The sequence below is a fragment of the Desulfosporomusa polytropa genome (assembly GCF_055380075.1).
The window spans coordinates 759,600-776,372 of sequence record NZ_AP042400.1; the positions used below are offsets into that span (position 1 = coordinate 759,600).

Annotated in this window: 19 protein-coding genes; 17 read left to right on the forward strand and 2 right to left on the reverse strand. The window is 40.8% G+C overall.

Translation table 11 applies throughout. The features are described from left to right. The first annotated feature begins 56 nt into the window (after window positions 1-56). The 11 genes from murA to spoIIR all read left to right on the forward strand — a co-directional run bounded on the left by murA (window position 57) and on the right by spoIIR (window position 9,994). On the forward strand, window positions 57-1,301 hold the full coding sequence (gene murA, locus ACZ449_RS05295; protein ID WP_464260016.1) for a UDP-N-acetylglucosamine 1-carboxyvinyltransferase: 1,245 nt from the start codon (window positions 57-59) through the stop codon (window positions 1,299-1,301). 22 nt (window positions 1,302-1,323) lie between these two features. Next, window positions 1,324-2,256, forward strand: a complete 933-nt coding sequence (locus ACZ449_RS05300) for a D-alanine--D-alanine ligase family protein (protein ID WP_464260017.1) — start codon at window positions 1,324-1,326, stop codon at window positions 2,254-2,256. Window positions 2,257-2,352: 96 nt separating this feature from the next. Beyond that, window positions 2,353-3,099 (forward strand): cell division protein FtsQ/DivIB, encoded by a 747-nt coding sequence (locus ACZ449_RS05305; protein WP_464260018.1) that lies wholly within the window; start codon window positions 2,353-2,355, stop codon window positions 3,097-3,099. Window positions 3,100-3,126: 27 nt separating this feature from the next. After that, complete coding sequence (locus tag ACZ449_RS05310; RefSeq protein ID WP_464260019.1) at window positions 3,127-3,819, forward strand: DUF881 domain-containing protein; 693 nt, start codon at window positions 3,127-3,129, stop codon at window positions 3,817-3,819. Between the two features lies 1 nt (window position 3,820). Beyond that, window positions 3,821-4,150, forward strand: coding sequence for a small basic family protein (locus ACZ449_RS05315; protein WP_464260020.1), 330 nt, complete (start codon window positions 3,821-3,823; stop codon window positions 4,148-4,150). Between the two features lie 158 nt (window positions 4,151-4,308). Beyond that, window positions 4,309-5,505, forward strand: a complete 1,197-nt coding sequence (gene ftsA, locus ACZ449_RS05320) for a cell division protein FtsA (RefSeq protein WP_464260021.1) — start codon at window positions 4,309-4,311, stop codon at window positions 5,503-5,505. 26 nt (window positions 5,506-5,531) lie between these two features. Continuing rightward, a complete protein-coding gene (gene ftsZ, locus ACZ449_RS05325; RefSeq protein WP_464260022.1) occupies window positions 5,532-6,578 on the forward strand; it encodes a cell division protein FtsZ in 1,047 nt (348 codons plus the stop codon). A gap of 204 nt (window positions 6,579-6,782) precedes the next feature. Beyond that, the gene (locus tag ACZ449_RS05330) at window positions 6,783-7,715 is read left to right on the forward strand and encodes a sigma-E processing peptidase SpoIIGA (RefSeq protein WP_464260023.1); all 933 of its coding nucleotides are present in this window, start codon (window positions 6,783-6,785) and stop codon (window positions 7,713-7,715) included. Beyond that, window positions 7,694-8,431 (forward strand): RNA polymerase sporulation sigma factor SigE, encoded by a 738-nt coding sequence (gene sigE, locus ACZ449_RS05335; RefSeq protein ID WP_464260024.1) that lies wholly within the window; start codon window positions 7,694-7,696, stop codon window positions 8,429-8,431. The genes ACZ449_RS05330 and sigE overlap by 22 nt, the downstream gene beginning before the upstream one ends. A 146-nt stretch (window positions 8,432-8,577) precedes the next feature. Then, window positions 8,578-9,351, forward strand: a complete 774-nt coding sequence (gene sigG / locus ACZ449_RS05340; protein WP_464260025.1) for an RNA polymerase sporulation sigma factor SigG — start codon at window positions 8,578-8,580, stop codon at window positions 9,349-9,351. A 31-nt stretch (window positions 9,352-9,382) separates the two neighbouring features. Further along, the gene (gene spoIIR, locus ACZ449_RS05345) at window positions 9,383-9,994 is read left to right on the forward strand and encodes a stage II sporulation protein R (protein ID WP_464260026.1); all 612 of its coding nucleotides are present in this window, start codon (window positions 9,383-9,385) and stop codon (window positions 9,992-9,994) included. Between the two features lie 158 nt (window positions 9,995-10,152). Here spoIIR and ACZ449_RS05350 read toward each other — a convergent pair whose 3' ends face one another. Next, window positions 10,153-11,649 carry a recombinase family protein gene (locus ACZ449_RS05350; protein ID WP_464260027.1) on the reverse strand — a complete coding sequence of 499 codons (1,497 nt, stop codon included), beginning with the start codon at window positions 11,647-11,649 and terminating at the stop codon, window positions 10,153-10,155. 118 nt (window positions 11,650-11,767) lie between these two features. Between ACZ449_RS05350 and ACZ449_RS05355 the strand changes: the two genes are divergently transcribed. After that, window positions 11,768-11,938 carry a hypothetical protein gene (locus ACZ449_RS05355; RefSeq protein WP_464260028.1) on the forward strand — a complete coding sequence of 57 codons (171 nt, stop codon included), beginning with the start codon at window positions 11,768-11,770 and terminating at the stop codon, window positions 11,936-11,938. Between the two features lie 154 nt (window positions 11,939-12,092). Here the strand turns inward: ACZ449_RS05355 and ACZ449_RS05360 are convergent, their stop codons facing one another. Next, window positions 12,093-12,263, reverse strand: coding sequence for a hypothetical protein (locus tag ACZ449_RS05360; protein WP_464260029.1), 171 nt, complete (start codon window positions 12,261-12,263; stop codon window positions 12,093-12,095). Window positions 12,264-12,470: 207 nt separating this feature from the next. Between ACZ449_RS05360 and ACZ449_RS05365 the strand changes: the two genes are divergently transcribed. From ACZ449_RS05365 to nrdD, 5 genes are all read left to right on the forward strand, one after another. Then, on the forward strand, window positions 12,471-12,863 hold the full coding sequence (locus ACZ449_RS05365; RefSeq protein WP_464260030.1) for a hypothetical protein: 393 nt from the start codon (window positions 12,471-12,473) through the stop codon (window positions 12,861-12,863). Between the two features lie 546 nt (window positions 12,864-13,409). After that, window positions 13,410-13,634: a hypothetical protein gene (locus ACZ449_RS05370; protein ID WP_464260031.1), complete on the forward strand. Its 225-nt coding sequence runs from the start codon at window positions 13,410-13,412 to the stop codon at window positions 13,632-13,634. 179 nt (window positions 13,635-13,813) lie between these two features. Beyond that, a complete protein-coding gene (locus tag ACZ449_RS05375) occupies window positions 13,814-14,089 on the forward strand; it encodes a YlmC/YmxH family sporulation protein (protein ID WP_464260032.1) in 276 nt (91 codons plus the stop codon). Window positions 14,090-14,265: 176 nt separating this feature from the next. After that, complete coding sequence (gene nrdR, locus ACZ449_RS05380; RefSeq protein WP_464260033.1) at window positions 14,266-14,730, forward strand: transcriptional regulator NrdR; 465 nt, start codon at window positions 14,266-14,268, stop codon at window positions 14,728-14,730. Window positions 14,731-14,749: 19 nt separating this feature from the next. Further along, window positions 14,750-16,762, forward strand: a complete 2,013-nt coding sequence (nrdD, locus tag ACZ449_RS05385; RefSeq protein ID WP_464260034.1) for an anaerobic ribonucleoside-triphosphate reductase — start codon at window positions 14,750-14,752, stop codon at window positions 16,760-16,762. Window positions 16,763-16,773 lie beyond the last annotated feature (11 nt).

The window sequence follows — 16,773 nt, forward strand, 5'->3', positions numbered from 1 at the left end:
TTAGATTAGATTAGATAAGCGTGAAGGGTGATTGTACTTTTCTGGGAGGGAAGACGATGGAGAAATTTATCGTCAAAGGAGAAGTACAACTATGTGGCAATGTCCGGATAAGCGGAGCAAAAAATGCTACATTGCCAATTATGGCAGCAACGCTGCTGTGTTCTGGTATCAGCGTTATTCATGATGTTCCGTATTTACGCGATATCCAAGCCATGCAGGATATTTTGACACTGCTTGGCGCTAAGATACGCCGGCAAGGTCATACCATGCTGATAGATACTAGCAATGTGAGTAAGGCTGAAATACCTGAACATTTAATGCGGGAAATGCGGGCTTCGGTATTTTTGATGGGGCCGCTTTTGGGAAGGTTTCGCAAAGTCAGACTATCTTATCCAGGTGGTTGTGCTATCGGTCCTAGGCCAATTAATCTACATATCAAAGCATTAGAGAAAATCGGTGCAATTGTTGTTGAAAGTTTCGGATTTATTGAGGCCGAAGCGACAGAGTTAACCGGTGGTGAAGTGAATTTTGATTTTCCCAGTGTTGGTGCTACAGAAAATGCAATGATGGCTGCCGCACTGGCCAAGGGTACTACGATTATCCGCAATGCAGCGCGTGAACCTGAAATCGTTGATTTGCAGGCTATCTTAAATAAGATGGGTGCAAGGATCAATGGTGCAGGCACTGATACGATTAGAGTTGACGGCGTAACCCGTCTAGTTCCGGCAGAACATACAGTAATGTGTGATAGAATTGAGGCAGGTACTTTTTTGACAGCAGGCGTTATTACATGTGGTGATATTGTAGTTGAGAATATAGTGCCTGAATATTTATTCTCAGTCACTGATAAACTTCAGGATATTGGGGCGAAAATAGTAACTGGAAAGGATTATATTAGGATAAAAGCAGGCGAACTTAGGGGCGTTGATATAAAGACGCTGCCATATCCTGGTTTTCCTACCGATTTGCAAGCACCGATGTTGTCGTTGGTTACCATTGCTAAAGGTACTAGTATTATCACAGAGACTATTTTTGAAAATCGGTTTAAGCATGTTGATGAACTTACTCGTATGGGAGCTAAAATTAAGGTTGAAGGCCGAACAGCTATTATTCGCGGGGTGTCGAAATTGACTGGTGCCATTGTGGCTGCGCCAGACTTGCGGGCTGGCAGTGCACTGGTATTAGCCGCTCTAGCAGCAGAAGGAACCTCTGAAATTGAGCAGGTATATCACATTGAACGCGGTTATGAAAGTATAGATAAAAAATTGCAAGCATTAGGAGCAAATATTGTAAAGGTGTAAGGGAGATAAAGGGGGATTTTTTATGAAAAATAAAAAAATTGCAGTTGTTATGGGTGGACCGTCTGCAGAAAGGGAAGTGTCACTGAATACGGGGCGAGCCATTCTAACAGCGCTAAAAGAAAAAGGGTATCATGCCGTAGGCATAGACCTTGTCCCCCGACACTTCATTGAACAACTAGAACAAGAGAAGATCGAGGTAGTATTTAATGCCATTCATGGTCTTTATGGCGAAGATGGCTTATTGCAAGGCACACTGGAAATGTTAGGTATACCGTATACCGGCTCAGGGGTATTGGCTAGTGCGATGGCAATGGATAAGGCCGTAAGCAAACGGCTGTTTATGTCAGGCAAAATACCGACTCCACAGTCCCGGTTATATAATAAACGCGATGTTGACCTTGACATGGTGCTAAAAGAAATTCAAGAGGTATTTGGCGTACCTGTTGTCGTAAAGGCGGCTGCGCAGGGATCCAGTATTGGTGTGAGCATTGTGGAAGATATGGCAGACCTTGAATCTGCTATAACAGAGGCTTTTAAGTATAGTGGTCATATAGTGGTCGAAGAATTTATAAAAGGTAAAGAATTGACGGTTTCGATACTTGGTAATGAAGAGCCGAAAGCACTGCCTATTATCGAAATAGTGCCCCAATCAGGACGATATGATTATACATCTAAATACACTAAAGGTGCGACCGAGTATATAGTCCCAGCTAGGTTAGAGGCCACAGTTGCGGATCACATCCAGCATATAGCGCTTGAGGCATATAAGTTATTGGGATGCCGAGGAATTGGTCGAGTTGATGTTATGCTCAGTGATGATAATCAGCCTTATGTGTTGGAAATAAACACAATTCCAGGTATGACAGCTACTAGCTTAGTACCCAAAGCTGCTGCTGCTATTGGTATAAGTTTTGCCGATTTATGTGAGCAAATGCTGCTGATGGTGATTGATTAGAAAAAATTGGGCAGTATTTGCTGCTCATTTTTTTATTTATTTAGTGGACAATACGTTGTATAATTACTTGCAGAAGATGTCTACAGGAGTGATTGCATGCAGACCGCAGAACGCTTGAGAGCAGCTAGAAAACGGCGCGCTTCTATATTGGCGTTGTGGCTGGCGGCGTTGATAGTACTAATAGCTATTTTTTTATTTATTAAATCCCCCTATTTTACTGTTGGGACAGTAGTGGTTGAAGGCAACAAATATGTAACTGTTGAGGAAGTGCTGCGGATAGCCGGAGTTCCAGAACAAATAAATATATTTAGGCTAAAACCAGCAGAAATAAGCGAGCGGCTAACGAATGATTTGCGTGTGGATGAGGTTCAGGTCAAGAGAAGCTTTCCGGCTACTATTACTATTCATGTCAAGGAACGCCAGCCGTTGGCTTTTGTTGCCAGTCAGTATGGTTTTGTAGAAATAGATCGACAAGGTATGGTACTGGTTGCACTAAAGAACTTAAAACAGGTAAAAGTGCCTGTTATTACAGGTATTCGGTTGGGTAATGTTTATGTTGGCGATCAGATAAATAATTCAGGACTTTCTGATGTTCTAACATATTTATCCGGACTGGATGAGGCGTCTTTAAACCAATTATCAGAAGTTAACATTAAATCACCGAATGAATGTGTTGTTTATACTACCAATTCAGTATGCATTCGAATTGGTGACAATCAGCGTCTTATGGAAAAGGCGAAACTGACAGGTGAAATTCTGCAGGAAATAGCTATGAAAAAACTGACTGTCGAGTATGTGGATCTTAACTATACTTCCCCCATTATTAAAATACTTAATAAGTAGGGCTCAATTTTGAAAGGAGACGATATTTTGTTACCCATCAAGCAAGGGCAACTTGCCATTGCTCTGGTCTGCGTAGTGTTGGGCATTATGCTGGCAGTACAATTCCGTACTACCCAAGACATTAAGTCAAGTATTCCCTATCAAAGGGTTGAGGACTTATCCCAACGCCTAAGTCAGACCGAAAAAGAGCGAGACGCATTAGTTAACCAAGTTCAGGAACTAAAGCGTACCTCCGGTGTCGAAGCCGCATCGAAGGAATTTGAGAGGATAAAGATGGGGGCCGGTGTGGTCGCTGTTGAAGGTCCTGGTATTATAGTAACAATTGATGATAGTAAACGTCCGTCAAAACCAGGGGAAAACCCTAATTTATATCTAATTCATGATGATGATATTCTTAAAGTAATTAATGAATTATGGGCAGCAGGTGCGGAAGCCATATCGATTAACGAACAACGGCTTATTGCCAGTTCCGAAATTCGTTGTGCTGGGCCAACGTTATCAGTCAATAACGCCCGCTATTCGCCACCGTATGAAGTTCGTGTCATTGGTGAGCCAACAACATTAGAGAATGCACTAAAAATGCGTGGCGGTGTAATTGAAACCTTACAGTTTTGGGGTATTCAGGTAACCATTAAAACGCAAGAGGTAGTAAACGTTCCGGCATTTAAGGGCACTTTTCGCTTTGAATTCGCCAAGCCGTCTCAGGAAGGTGGTCGTTAGTATGGCATTGCCGATTGCTGGACTTATTATAGGGCTACTTATTGGCATATCTTTTCCGATTACAGTGCCTGTGGAATATGCTAAATTTATGTCAGTGGCATTACTGGCATCACTTGACTCCGTGTTTGGAGGACTACGAGCAGGCATAGAAGAAAAATTTGATAATACGATATTTATAACAGGTTTTTTTACAAATGCCTTATTGGCGGCGGGCTTAGTATATATTGGGGACCGTCTAGGGATCGATTTATATTATGTAGCCATGTTAGCTTTTGGTTTACGAGTATTCCAAAATTTAGCAATAATTCGTCGATATTTTTTAAAGAAATAAGGTGGTAGCTCCAAAGCCGTCCTAGTATCATTTCGGCTTTGGAGCTTTTCTTAGTTACACATTCAAAAAAAAACAGATTTTCCGGTTAAAAAAAAGGGAAAATGCCATTTTTGTTGAAAGTATTTGAAAGAACCATAATACTGTGCTGCGAGGGAGTTATGAATAAAAAAACTATATTAGCTATTGATGTTGGCACAGGTATGATCAAAGTGTTTGCTGGAAGCTTGCAGGCTGATGGCAGTGTAGCAATTTTAGGTAGTGGTGCTGCTCCGACAGCAGGCTATGAAAGAGGAGTTATTACTGATATTAACGCTTTGACTCATTCTATAAGACAGGCGGTAGATTGTGTTATTATGGCGGTTGACAGCCAAGCGACAGGTTCTGTATACTTAGGCATTAGCGGTGCATCACTTGTTATGCAAAATAGTATTGGCAGCATTGCACCAACAACTCCGGCAGCAGCGACTTCGCAAGATGTTGAACGCGCATGTAAAGCCGCTATATTTGCAGTTGCCGATAGTGACTATGAAAATTTACATGTGTTTTCAGCTAAGGAATCTATCGCCAAACCAGGTGCAGCCCTTGAGGTAGTAGCTCACTTAATATCGGCACCCAAGGTAATTTTGCAAGGACTTACCCAGGCGCTTGCCAATAATGGGCTTAACCTAAATGGCATTGTTGCCAGTGGTATTGTGGCAGCCGAAACTATGAAGACAGAGATCTTAAATCGCCCGAATAACTTTGTTTTTATGGATATTGGCGCAGGTACTGCCGATTTTGTTATTTATGTTGGTGGCAAGCTTTGTTTTTCAGCCTCTTTACCTTTGGGCGGTGATTATATAACCAGTGACTTGATGCAAGGAGTAAGTGTTAACCGAGCCCATGCTGAAGAAATTAAGCGATATTATTCCCGTTTGTCACCTGATTTGCGTAATCAAGGAGTAGTACTAGACTGTAACGATTATGGAACTACAGATAAGCATATTTCTTTTGACTTTTTATATGATATTATTGAAAGTAGAGTAGATGAAATTGGTGCTTTATTGTATGATTCTGTTAAGCCGCTTTTAGACAAGCATCTATCTGTAAGTGGACAAAATCTGGAATGTATTTATTTGACTGGCGGCCTAGGGACAATGCCTAGTATGGTCTCCTGCATAGCCAAAGTTTTTCAGATACATACCGAAACGGTTAAGCCAGTGCAGTTGGCTGACGAATATGCACATCCAGCTAATACTGTGTGTTATGGTATTATAAGGTATGGTGCCAAAATTTCAGCAAGTGAACCAGTGACAGGAGGCGGCAACGCCTGGAATGTTTTTATTGATAAAGCTAAAAAACTATTGAAATTTTGATAGATGGTAAGGAGGAAAACTTAGTAATGTTGGAATTTGACATGGACTTGGATCAGTTTGCTTCGATAAAAGTTATTGGTGTGGGCGGTGGTGGTAATAATGCGGTCAATCGCATGATTGGTGCTGGCCTGCAGGGAGTAGAATTTATCACTGTAAATACAGATGCGCAGGCGTTAATTGGCTCTGAGGCTAACTATCGTATTCAGATTGGCGAGAAATTGACTAAAGGTTTGGGGGCAGGTGCTAATCCTGATATTGGTGAAAAGGCTGCTCAAGAAAGCCGAGACGACATAATTAAGGTTCTAAAAGGAGCGGACATGGTGTTTATCACGGCTGGTATGGGCGGTGGTACTGGCACCGGTGCGGCACCGGTAGTCGCTGAATGTGCCAGAGAAGTGGGAGCGTTAACTGTTGGGGTTGTTACTAAACCTTTTTCTTTTGAAGGACGTAAGCGTCAGCTTCAAGCCGAACGGGGCATTGCTAAGCTTAAAGAGAAAGTAGATACTTTGATTACTATTCCTAATGATCGTTTATTGCAAGTTGTGGATAAACGTACTCCAATCATGGATGCTTTCAAGATTGTCGATGATGTACTCCGTCAGGGCGTGCAGGGAATTTCTGATCTCATTGCCGTACCTGCACTGATAAATCTTGATTTCGCTGATGTTAAGACTATTATGAGCGACGCTGGTTCAGCACTTATGGGTATTGGTTTCGGTACAGGCGATAACCGGGCAGTTGTAGCTGTTGAAGCGGCAGTTAAGAGTCCGCTCTTAGAAATGTCAATTGATGGCGCTAAAGGTGTATTACTTAATTTTACTGGCGGTCCTAATACTACCCTGTTTGAAGTTAATGAAGCGGCTGATATTATTGCTAAAGCGGCTGATCCGGAAGCTACGATTATATTTGGAGCTACCATTGATGAATCATTTGAAGACCAAGTCCGGGTAACTGTCATTGCTACTGGTTTTGACCCGTTGCCATTAAAAGCAAGTGCAGGTAAAGGGGAAGCTCCAGTTATTGAACCGTTTAAAGGGCGGGATTTAGATATCCCAGCTTGGATGCGGCGGTAGAAAAAAATAAGAAGGACTATACTATAAAACCCGGCTCATTGTGAGCCGGGTTTTTGTCTATTTTTGAAATAATATATATGGCAAGAAATTACATTATTTTAGAGAGATACTTAGTATAATTGGAATAACGATTTTATTCAAAGCATATAGTCTTATGTATTAAGTGACTTTATGGTATAAATTTCTATTTGGAAGGTATGACTAGTGACCATATATGCTGATGTAGTATTGTTGATCAATTTTATTATGAATAGCATCATTCTAATAGTAACAGCTTATGCGGCAGGCATTTCTTTTTGCTGGAAACGCTTGTTAATGGCGGCTGTAGCGGGAGGCGTATATACATTAGTTGGTATCTTTCCGGAAATGGCTACGCTTTATAGTATTCCCGGAAAGTTATTGGCGTCTGTGGTGATTATTTTATTGGCTTTTGGCTATAAGTCAGTAAAAATGACAGTAATACTTACAGGCATTTTTTTTATTGTATCGTTCATCTTGGGTGGGGCAGTGCTAGGCTGGTTGTACTTCATTCAAACAGCAGCACCCGATAGAGCTAGCAATAGTATTAAACTCTCCTGGGGGGATTTAGCGGTAGGCAGTGTTATAGCCATAGTTCTCATCATGCTGGTTGTCAAAAGACTTCTGGCCAGAATGTACCGACATAAGACTTATTATCAAACAAGAATAGAGTATGCCGGACAGTTACAGGAGATTACTGGTATGCTGGATACTGGTAATGGCCTTTATTCGCTACTTGGACGCAAACCGGTAGTACTTTTGTCCCTCCAGTCGGCAATTCAACTACTAGGCAGCCAGGTAGCAGCGTTCTTAACAACTAATCAGCCGGATTCGTGGGTAGCGAATCTTGACAAATGTCAGGATTCAGCTTGGTTAGCTAGGGTGGAGATTATACCCTGCCAGTCTATCGGCGGCTGTAATCTGTTACTTGGTTTTCGACCAGATAGTATTACCGTAATGCATAAGGAGGAGTCGTTTTATACCTCCGAAGTACTTATTGGCATTTATGCTGGTACTTTTGCTACAAATAGTGATTGTCAAGCGCTCTTACATCCGGCGCTTATAACCGAGATCAATATTATCAAGGAGGAAAATACATGCAAATTACCTGGTCAATAATTAAATTGTATATAAAGCTAAGATGCATTTCATTGCTTCAGGCTATTGGTTGGCTCAAGCCTGATGAAGTCTTTTATGTGGGTAGCGCAGAAATTTTACCGCCCCCTCTATCAGGGGATGAAGAGATTTTTTTGCTTAACCGTTTGCAAAAAGGTGATAAATCTGTCAGAAGTATATTTATTGAACGTAATCTTCGGCTTGTCGTCTATATTGCTCGCAAATTTGAAAACACCGGTGTAAGTGTCGAAGATTTAGTTAGTATTGGCACAATTGGCCTAATCAAAGCAGTAAACACATTTGACCCAATCAAAAAGATTAAATTAGCGACGTATGCTTCGCGGTGTATTGAAAATGAAATTTTAATGTATTTGCGCCGTAACAGTAAAACCCGGGCGGAGGTATCCTTTGATGAACCGTTAAATATTGATTGGGATGGTAATGAACTGTTACTTTCGGATGTGTTGGGTACAGATAATGATATCATTTATAAGTCAGTGGAAGAAGAGGTTGACAAAACACTGCTATATACAGCCATGAGCAAGTTGTCAGGGCGGGAACAAAGAATTATGGAGCTGCGCTTTGGTCTTAATGATGACGGTAACGAACGCACACAAAAAGAAGTAGCTGATATGTTGGGAATATCTCAGTCTTACATATCAAGGCTGGAAAAGAGAATAATCAAACGTTTACGTAAAGAGATTAGTCGCATGGAATGAGCCGTGTGGCTCTTTTTTTTTTGTCTATTTTTAAAAACCGGCAACCTTCTTTCGCGCAGCAAAGTATAAAACCGCCAGGCCATGGCAATAATGCTTGTGTGGGGTAAGTTGTTTTAGTAGCTTAGAAAAACTGGGGAGGTAATAACATGATTGTCAATAAAGTCGAAATATGTGGTGTGAATACAGCAAAGCTCCCGGTGCTTTCTGCCACTAAAATGCGTGAGTTGTTCGTGGTAATGCAGGGGGGTGAAAGAGCCGCCCGGGAACAGCTGATTTATAGCAATCTCCGATTAGTGCTTAGCGTAATTCAACGCTTTAACAATCGAGGAGAATATGTTGATGACTTATTTCAGGTTGGCTGTATTGGATTAATGAAAGCCATTGACAACTTCGATTTAGGGCAAAATGTAAAATTTTCTACTTATGCAGTACCGATGATTATTGGAGAAATTCGGCGTTATTTACGAGATAATAACCCCATCAGGGTAAGCCGTTCGATGCGTGATGTTGCCTATAAAGCATTGCAAGTACGAGATTCGTTAGTCAGCCGATTTTCGCGAGAACCGTCAATTAATGAAATTGCCGATGAACTTAAGGTTCCAAGAGAAGAAATAATATTTGCCCTTGATGCAATCCAAGAGCCTATATCTTTATTTGAACCTATTTATCATGATGGCGGGGACCCCATTTTTGTAATGGATCAAATCAGTGATGATAAAAATTTGGATTTGAGTTGGCTTGAAGGCGTGGCTATTAAAGAAGCTCTGCGCAAATTGAGTGAACGCGAGAAACATATACTTACTCTTAGGTTTTTTGAGGGTAAAACGCAGATGGAAGTTGCTGATGAAATAGGTATTTCCCAGGCGCAGGTATCGCGACTGGAAAAGGCCGCATTAGGCCATATGCGCAAATATATATAGAGTTTATATGATTTACTTGGGAGGCAGAAAAATGGAGAGAATGTTACCTTTTTGGCGCAAGCGAATATTGATAATCGTAACAATTTGTTTTATTGCTGGCGGATGGAGTTTGCTTCTCTATCAGGAGGAACACGGAGTATCAGTGACGCCAAATAGCGGTGATTATGTTAGACTACATATTTTGGCTAATAGTGATAGCGTGCAAGATCAACAGCTTAAATTAAAGGTTCGTGATGCAGTCATTGCCTATTTAACTCCGCATGTCAAAGATGTTGCTGACGCCCATGCTGCAAAAAACATTATAGCTAACCGCCAAGACGAACTTGTGCTAGTGGCAAAAAAAATTTTAGCTGAAAATGGCGTTGATTATCCAGTGGCGATACAAATCGGTAGCTTTGAATTTCCTGTGCGTTCCTACGGCAGCTTAGTATTACCTGCGGGAGAGTATCAAGCTGTTCGCATTCTTTTAGGAGAAGCTGCTGGGCAAAATTGGTGGTGTGTATTGTTTCCGCCGTTATGTTTTATTGATGGTACTAATACTACCTTGGCTCCGGTTACTTCTGTAAAAGAATATAATCAGCAGGAAGAGGCTGATAAAACCCCGAAAATTTGCTGGAAGTTAGCTGAAATTTTTAATAAATAAATATTTTGGCACACTTATCCCTTTGGTCTTCATATAATTATTGTAGAATCCTGAAGCTGCATATTTGTGAAGCTTTATAGATTGGAGGGGGCTAGATGTTAAAGACTAGCGATTTGAACAAATCAGAGGTGCAATAATAAACAATAAACGCGAAAAACTTAGATCAAATCTAGGTTTTTGTTTTTGAATTTAAATTCTACTGAATCATCAAGGCGTACAGCATAAACCTTTATACCCGATTTGCGGAGAATATCTTGCTTATCAGCAAAGGTTTTAGCAGCCAAGAAGTTCTCAGATAAGATGGTAGAGTCGGTTTTAGTTAACTTGCTTTGAGCGTGCTGGAGCGCAGCAAGGGATGCTGTAACAGAAATCAATTTTCTAGTAATATCCTGGAGATCTTTCTTAGCCGTGTCAGCATCAATTAAGTCTTGGCGGAACCAGGTAGCAATTTCAGTGCGTTTTTTTAATAAATCCTCTTCAAGCCTTGATAATTTTTTTATATCTTCAGAGTAATCCTTCTCAGCATCTTTTATTATGTATCGGTCCAGACTATCACTGTTTTTTGCCGAATTAACAAAGATATTCCATATGGATTCGTCAAAAGCAGTAGCAGGTATTCGGCGACACTGGCAGCGTTCTTCGAACATGTAAGTTCCGGATTCATTAGTGACGCACGAGTAGTAATAGTACAATACAGGATCAGCTTTTTTACGCGGTCCCGGTCTTGCGTAGGCTGTCATAGCGCGTTGGCAGAGAGAGCAGTATAGGATGCCCTGCAAAAGGTAATCGTGGGTCGTATTGCGCTTTGCATAGCGCTTGTTTTTTTGCCGCTGTTCCTGGGCCTGTTGGTAGGTTGCGAAAGTAACAATCGGCGGGACTGTTACCGGTATCCAATCCTCACGCGGAAGATTCTTAATCTCCCGCGTGTTCTGCCCTGTTTTACTGACCGATTGGCGAAATAGATAATGTTGGCCATAATACATATCTCTAGTCAGGACTTGTTCGATGCAGTTAAGCGATAATGGTTTACCGTCTTTTCGGCCGTTAACTCCCATGCGGGCAAGTTCTAGTGTGATAGTGCGTGCGCCCATGCCTTGTTCAATACACATGGCATAAATCATTCGTACTACTTTGGCTTCAGCCTCATTAATGACATACATGGAAGTAGCTTTATCAAAGCAGTATCCGTATGGCCGAGCATTATGCACGATTTTACCTGAATTAGCCTTGGCTTTCCGGCCTCGCTGCGTACGCTCACGAATTTTAGCTTTTTCAAATGCACTGATGGCGCCGCGTATGCTGAAAAACAAACGCCCTTCCGGACTGGCATCATAATCACCAGTTACAAAGTAGAGGTTGACGCCGGATTTTTCGATTTCGTCGGCAAGGAGTAACTGGTTAGTTAGATTTCGGCTTAGACGGTCAGGATCATAGATGCAGATATTTTGAATGAGTTTGGCGCGTAAGTCATTTCTAAGCGCCTCAAGGGCGGGGCGGTCAAGATATTCCCCGCTATAGCCGTCATCTCTATATTCTTTTATATCGGTAAACCCCATATTTACTAGGCGGGTTCGACATACTTGCAGCTGATCCCCCAATGAGTAACCGGATTTGGCCTGCTCTTCGGAACTTACACGGATGTAGACTGCGTTCATTTTACCCTCCCGTTATCTATGAAAATTGATAGTGTCATTTTACGCTTTAAAATCCTGTAAACACTGCCAGGCAAAGGGACAATCTCTGTTGCATATATATGTATCGGAGGTTGGTGAAATGGCAAAGAAAAATACGTTAACTTTTATTTATAAGGGGTCGGAAGCAAATGGCGTATGGTATCCAGCAGAACAGTACCCGATAGATAACTTGCCAGCAGAGATTAAAACTGCCATAGAACGGGGCTGGATTAGAGGGTACTTTGAAAAGTGTGATTCGCAGTCAAACTAAACCCAATATTCTGACTGTAGGTACATCATATGCGGGATGGTAGCCACATAGAATTAAAATTAAAAAGCCAGAGCTCTGTTTATACAGTCGCTCCGGTCTAGGGGGTGAACACTCACACTCCTGTAAATTTATACCTAAAGTCAAGGTGTTGTAATTAATCGGCCATATCTTTAAGAGATTCTTCGAATGCTTCGCGATGTTTGTGCTCATTGGTCATGGCTTCTGAAACAATAGATTTATTAATTTGTTCGCGCGATAACGCGTTATCGCCAGCACTCATGGCATATTCGCTCGCAAACGATTCCATTTGAGATTTTTTACGCATATAATAACACCTCCTTGTTTAGTATTCCCCGGTGATTTTTTATATGCATCAGAAAATAATGAAGTGTAAAGGCGTTGTTTTGACGATAGAAAGTGAGATGTCTGAGCCGTAGTTGCTTTTGAAAGGCAGGAATTAATTTCCTGTTAGCAGAATGTATTCTCTTTATGTGAATGTTTTATAAAATAGAGAGGGAAGAGGCTTGATTTTATGAGTGTTACCATGCAACTTATTCAATTACTAGAAGAAGATATTGTTGAAGTTTCTGGTATCAGTGAAATTAGCGGAATGTATCTTGAAAATACTGACGTAGATATTTCAGTAGAATATTTTGTGGATGATAAAACAATAAGGTTATCTATTAAACCCAAAAACAAGAAAAACTTTATACCGATTTCTTTTGATATCCAAACCATAGCTCAAAGAATACTAGTAGCCCGATTGCTCAATGGAAGCAAGGTAATTATTGTACCTAAGAGTATCGATGAAAAATGGAGTGACACGCCGGCAATAAGAGAGTTATTGCAAAGAACGGGTGGAATATGGTTAGATGGACTTCCTAGAGAGAGTATAAGGGAAATAGTAAAATATTGTTCATATTAAAAACGCTCTAACCATTGAGCTCAGCGGGGCTCTTTTTCTTATACCTAAAGACAAAAATCGCCACTGTTTGTGCAGAAGGTAGCATAAAATGTTTTGACAACAGCAGTATTTAAAATAAAGGTATTTACTTCCATTTATAGAATATATTTGTAAATAACTGGAGGTGATTTGCCTTGAAAGTTACTAAGGTTGTCCCGGTATTCCCAAGTCCCAAAGCACATCTACAAGATCGATATAATGAAACCGCATATTCGCCAAGAAAAAAGCCAGAAACGTCTTTTAAGAGTTTATTAGAAAAAGAGCTGCAATCTAAAGTTGGTTGCAAGATAAATATACTGTGTTAATAGTAAGCGCTATTAAAAGCGGAATACAAAAGATCCAACATTTGATGTACAAGCATAAGTCATAGTAGTATGATATAGGTATAATAGAATTTATGGGACATTAGAAGGCACTTAGAGGCCGATAAGGCTAACTGATAGTAAAATAGCGCCTGCAAAAAGGAAAAGTCCCGCAGCAGCAGGGGAGAGGGATGAGGAGGTCACCATGGAACGAAAACTTAAAACAGCCTTGCTAACGACCATCAACGACTATAATACTATTGTCAAGCAAATGAATGATCCTGAAACAACACCGACGAAAAGATTACAATTAAGTGCCGCCCAAGAAGCATTAAATCAGGCCTTACAACATTTTGCCATTGCAGAATATGTTGAATATGTTAATGGGCAGTGGCGGATTAAAGTAATTGTTGTAATGGAGCGTGTTTAGCCGTCTGCCTTCTGGTGGGCGGCTTTTATAGTTTCTCTTTTATCACAATGAAGGATCATCTTTACATAGTACAGTCCATTATTGCTAACAGTGATAACGGCTGCAACTTAAATATATGAAGGAAACATAATTGCGTTCATCTTATCATAGATATTTATTAGGGAGGTGCATAATCAACAATGCCTAATAAAAGTATTGTCAATAGTACACGTGATTTGAAATTGAAAGAGGTTATAAGTATAATTGATGGCAAACGTATGGGGCATATTACGGATATAGAAATTGATGTTGAATCTGGGCGGCTTACGGCCATTGTTGTGCCGGGGATGGGAAGATTTTTAGGCCTATTTGGACGTAATGAAGATGTGGTTATTCCGTGGGATAAGATCAATAAAATCGGAATGGATGTAATTTTAGTTGAAGGTGGAAGCTTCGGTGAGCTAAAGCATGAATAACGTAAAAACTCTAACCGCGTAGTGGTTAGAGTTTTTTTCTTAAAATTTCCTAACAAGCAGGAAATACACAACATATGGCGTATATATAATAAGTCGAACACAATATATAGTATTCGAAGTGGTAACCTACAAATATTATAACATAATTACTGGAGTAATCAAGGAGTGGGTGAATTTTGCGCTGTCCTTTTTGTGGAGCAGCTGATAGTAAGGTTGTTGATTCAAGAGCAGCCGACGAAGGAATTTCGATTCGTCGGCGCAGGGAATGTTCGGTTTGCGCCCGTCGCTTTACTACATATGAAGTAGTTGAAGAAATACCATTGATGGTTATAAAAAAAGATGGACGCAGGGAGATGTTTGATCGAAGTAAGTTACTGGGTGGACTATTGAAGGCCTGCGAAAAGCGGCCAGTTCCTGTTAATGCGATTGAAACAGCTGTCAGCAAGGTCGAGAGAGATCTTTATAATGGCGTAGAACGAGAGGTTTCTACCCGACAAATTGGTGAGTCTGTGATGCAGCATTTAAAAGAGATTGATCAGGTTGCCTACGTAAGGTTTGCTTCAGTGTATCGGCAATTTGCTGATATTAATAACTTTATGCAGGAACTTGAGTTACTTATGAAAACTCAGCATAAAGATTAATCAATATGGGGGAAAAAGAATGTTTGTTAGAATAAGAAAACGTGATGGACGAGAAGCGGATTTTGATGAAAGTAAAATAACCGAAGCGATATATAAAGCAGCTAAAGCAGTGGGCGGGGCAGACCGGCAACTGGCATTAGAACTTACACTTAGTGTACTCAAATTTCTAAAACAACAATATAATGGCGGTTTATTTGGAGTGGAAGATGTGCAGGATGGTGTTGAAAAGGTATTAATTGAAACAGGCCACGCCAAAACCGCTAAAGCTTATATTCTATACAGGGACAAGCGTAATCGGATGCGGGACGCTAAATCAGACTTAATGGACGCAGTCGGTGAAATCCTGGTGGAAACTAGTCGTGAAAACGCTAATGTTTCTAATTCACCCTCAGCAAAAATGCTACAAATTGCCAGTGCCGCTAGCAAGGCTTTCTATCTAAATCGACTTATTCCCGAGAAGATTGCACAAGCTCATATTAAAGGTGATTATCATATTCATGATTTGGATTTTTATGGAAAAACATTAACTTGTGTACAAATTCCTCTGGGAAAACTACTTAATAGTGGATTTAACAATGGTCACGGCTATATCCGTTCTCCCAGACGCCCTGCATCAGCAACGGCTCTTGCGGCGATTATCTTGCAGAGTTCGCAAAATGATATGCATGGCGGGCAGTCGTTTGCGTTTTTTGACAGAGATATTGCACCATTTATGGAAAAAGCTAGTAATGAAGAAGTATATCAAGCTATGGAAGCGTTGATATACAATTTAAATAGTATGCATTCGCGGGCAGGTGCTCAGGTCCCCTTTTCTAGTCTTAATATTGGTACTGAAACTTCTCCGACCGGACGCGCGGTAACTAAAAATTTACTGTTAGCTTATGAAAAAGGGTTAGGGCGGGGTGAAAATCCTATTTTCCCGAATATAATTTTCCGGCTTCAGGAAGGAGTTAATTTTAATCCAGGTGATCCTAACTATGACTTGTTCAAGCTGGCAATTCGGGTTGCGGCTCAACGGCTTAATCCTACTTTTAGTTTTATGGATTCATCCTTTAATAAAGCATATGGGGATCAAGTTGGCTATATGGGCTGTCGTACTAGGGTAATGGCTAATCGCTGCGGTCCGGAAGTAACTGATGGACGCGGAAATTTGAGCTTTACTACAATTAATTTGCCGCGTTTGGCTATCAAAGCCGAGCGCAATTTTATGAAATTCTATGAAAGTTTGGCTGAATTGATTGACTTAGCTTGTGAACAGCTTTATCATCGTTTTCAGGTGCAGGCTAAACTGAGGGTGCGTGATATGCCATTTTTGATGGGACAAGGCCTTTATATAGATTCAGACAAGCTGAAGCCTAATGACTATATTGAAGAGGTTATAAAACAGGGTACTCTTTCGGTTGGTTTTATTGGGTTGGCTGAAACGCTGACGGCTTTAACCGGCTGCCATCATGGCGAAAATGAAGAATCTCAGATTATGGGAGAAGAAATCATTGCTTTTATGCGTGATAAGCTTGACCGTGCTGCTGAACATTATGAGTTGAACTATACGTTACTAGCAACACCAGCTGAAGGTTTATCAGGACGATTTGTTAAAATGGACCGTCGGGAGTATGGGATCATTCCTGGCGTTACTGACAAAGAATATTACACAAATTCATTCCATATTCCTGTTAGTTATTCTATAAGTGTTTTTGATAAAATTCGTATTGAAGGTGTATATCACAAGTACACCAATGCTGGCCACATCAGTTATGTTGAATTTGGTGCACCTCCTGTCAATAATTTAGGAGCACTAGAAGAAATTATTCGTTATATGCGTAAATGTGACTTTGGCTATGCTGGCTTTAATTTTCCTGTAGATTTCTGCGAAGGCTGTGGGCATCTAGGGGTAATTGACACTGATGAATGCCCTTCCTGCGGTACCACCAGTATTCGGCGTGTTCGTCGTATTACAGGCTATTTAAGTACTGTTGACAGGTTTAATGACGCTAAGTTAAAGGAATTAGACCAGCGTGTACGCCATGTTTAGGAGCAGAAAAA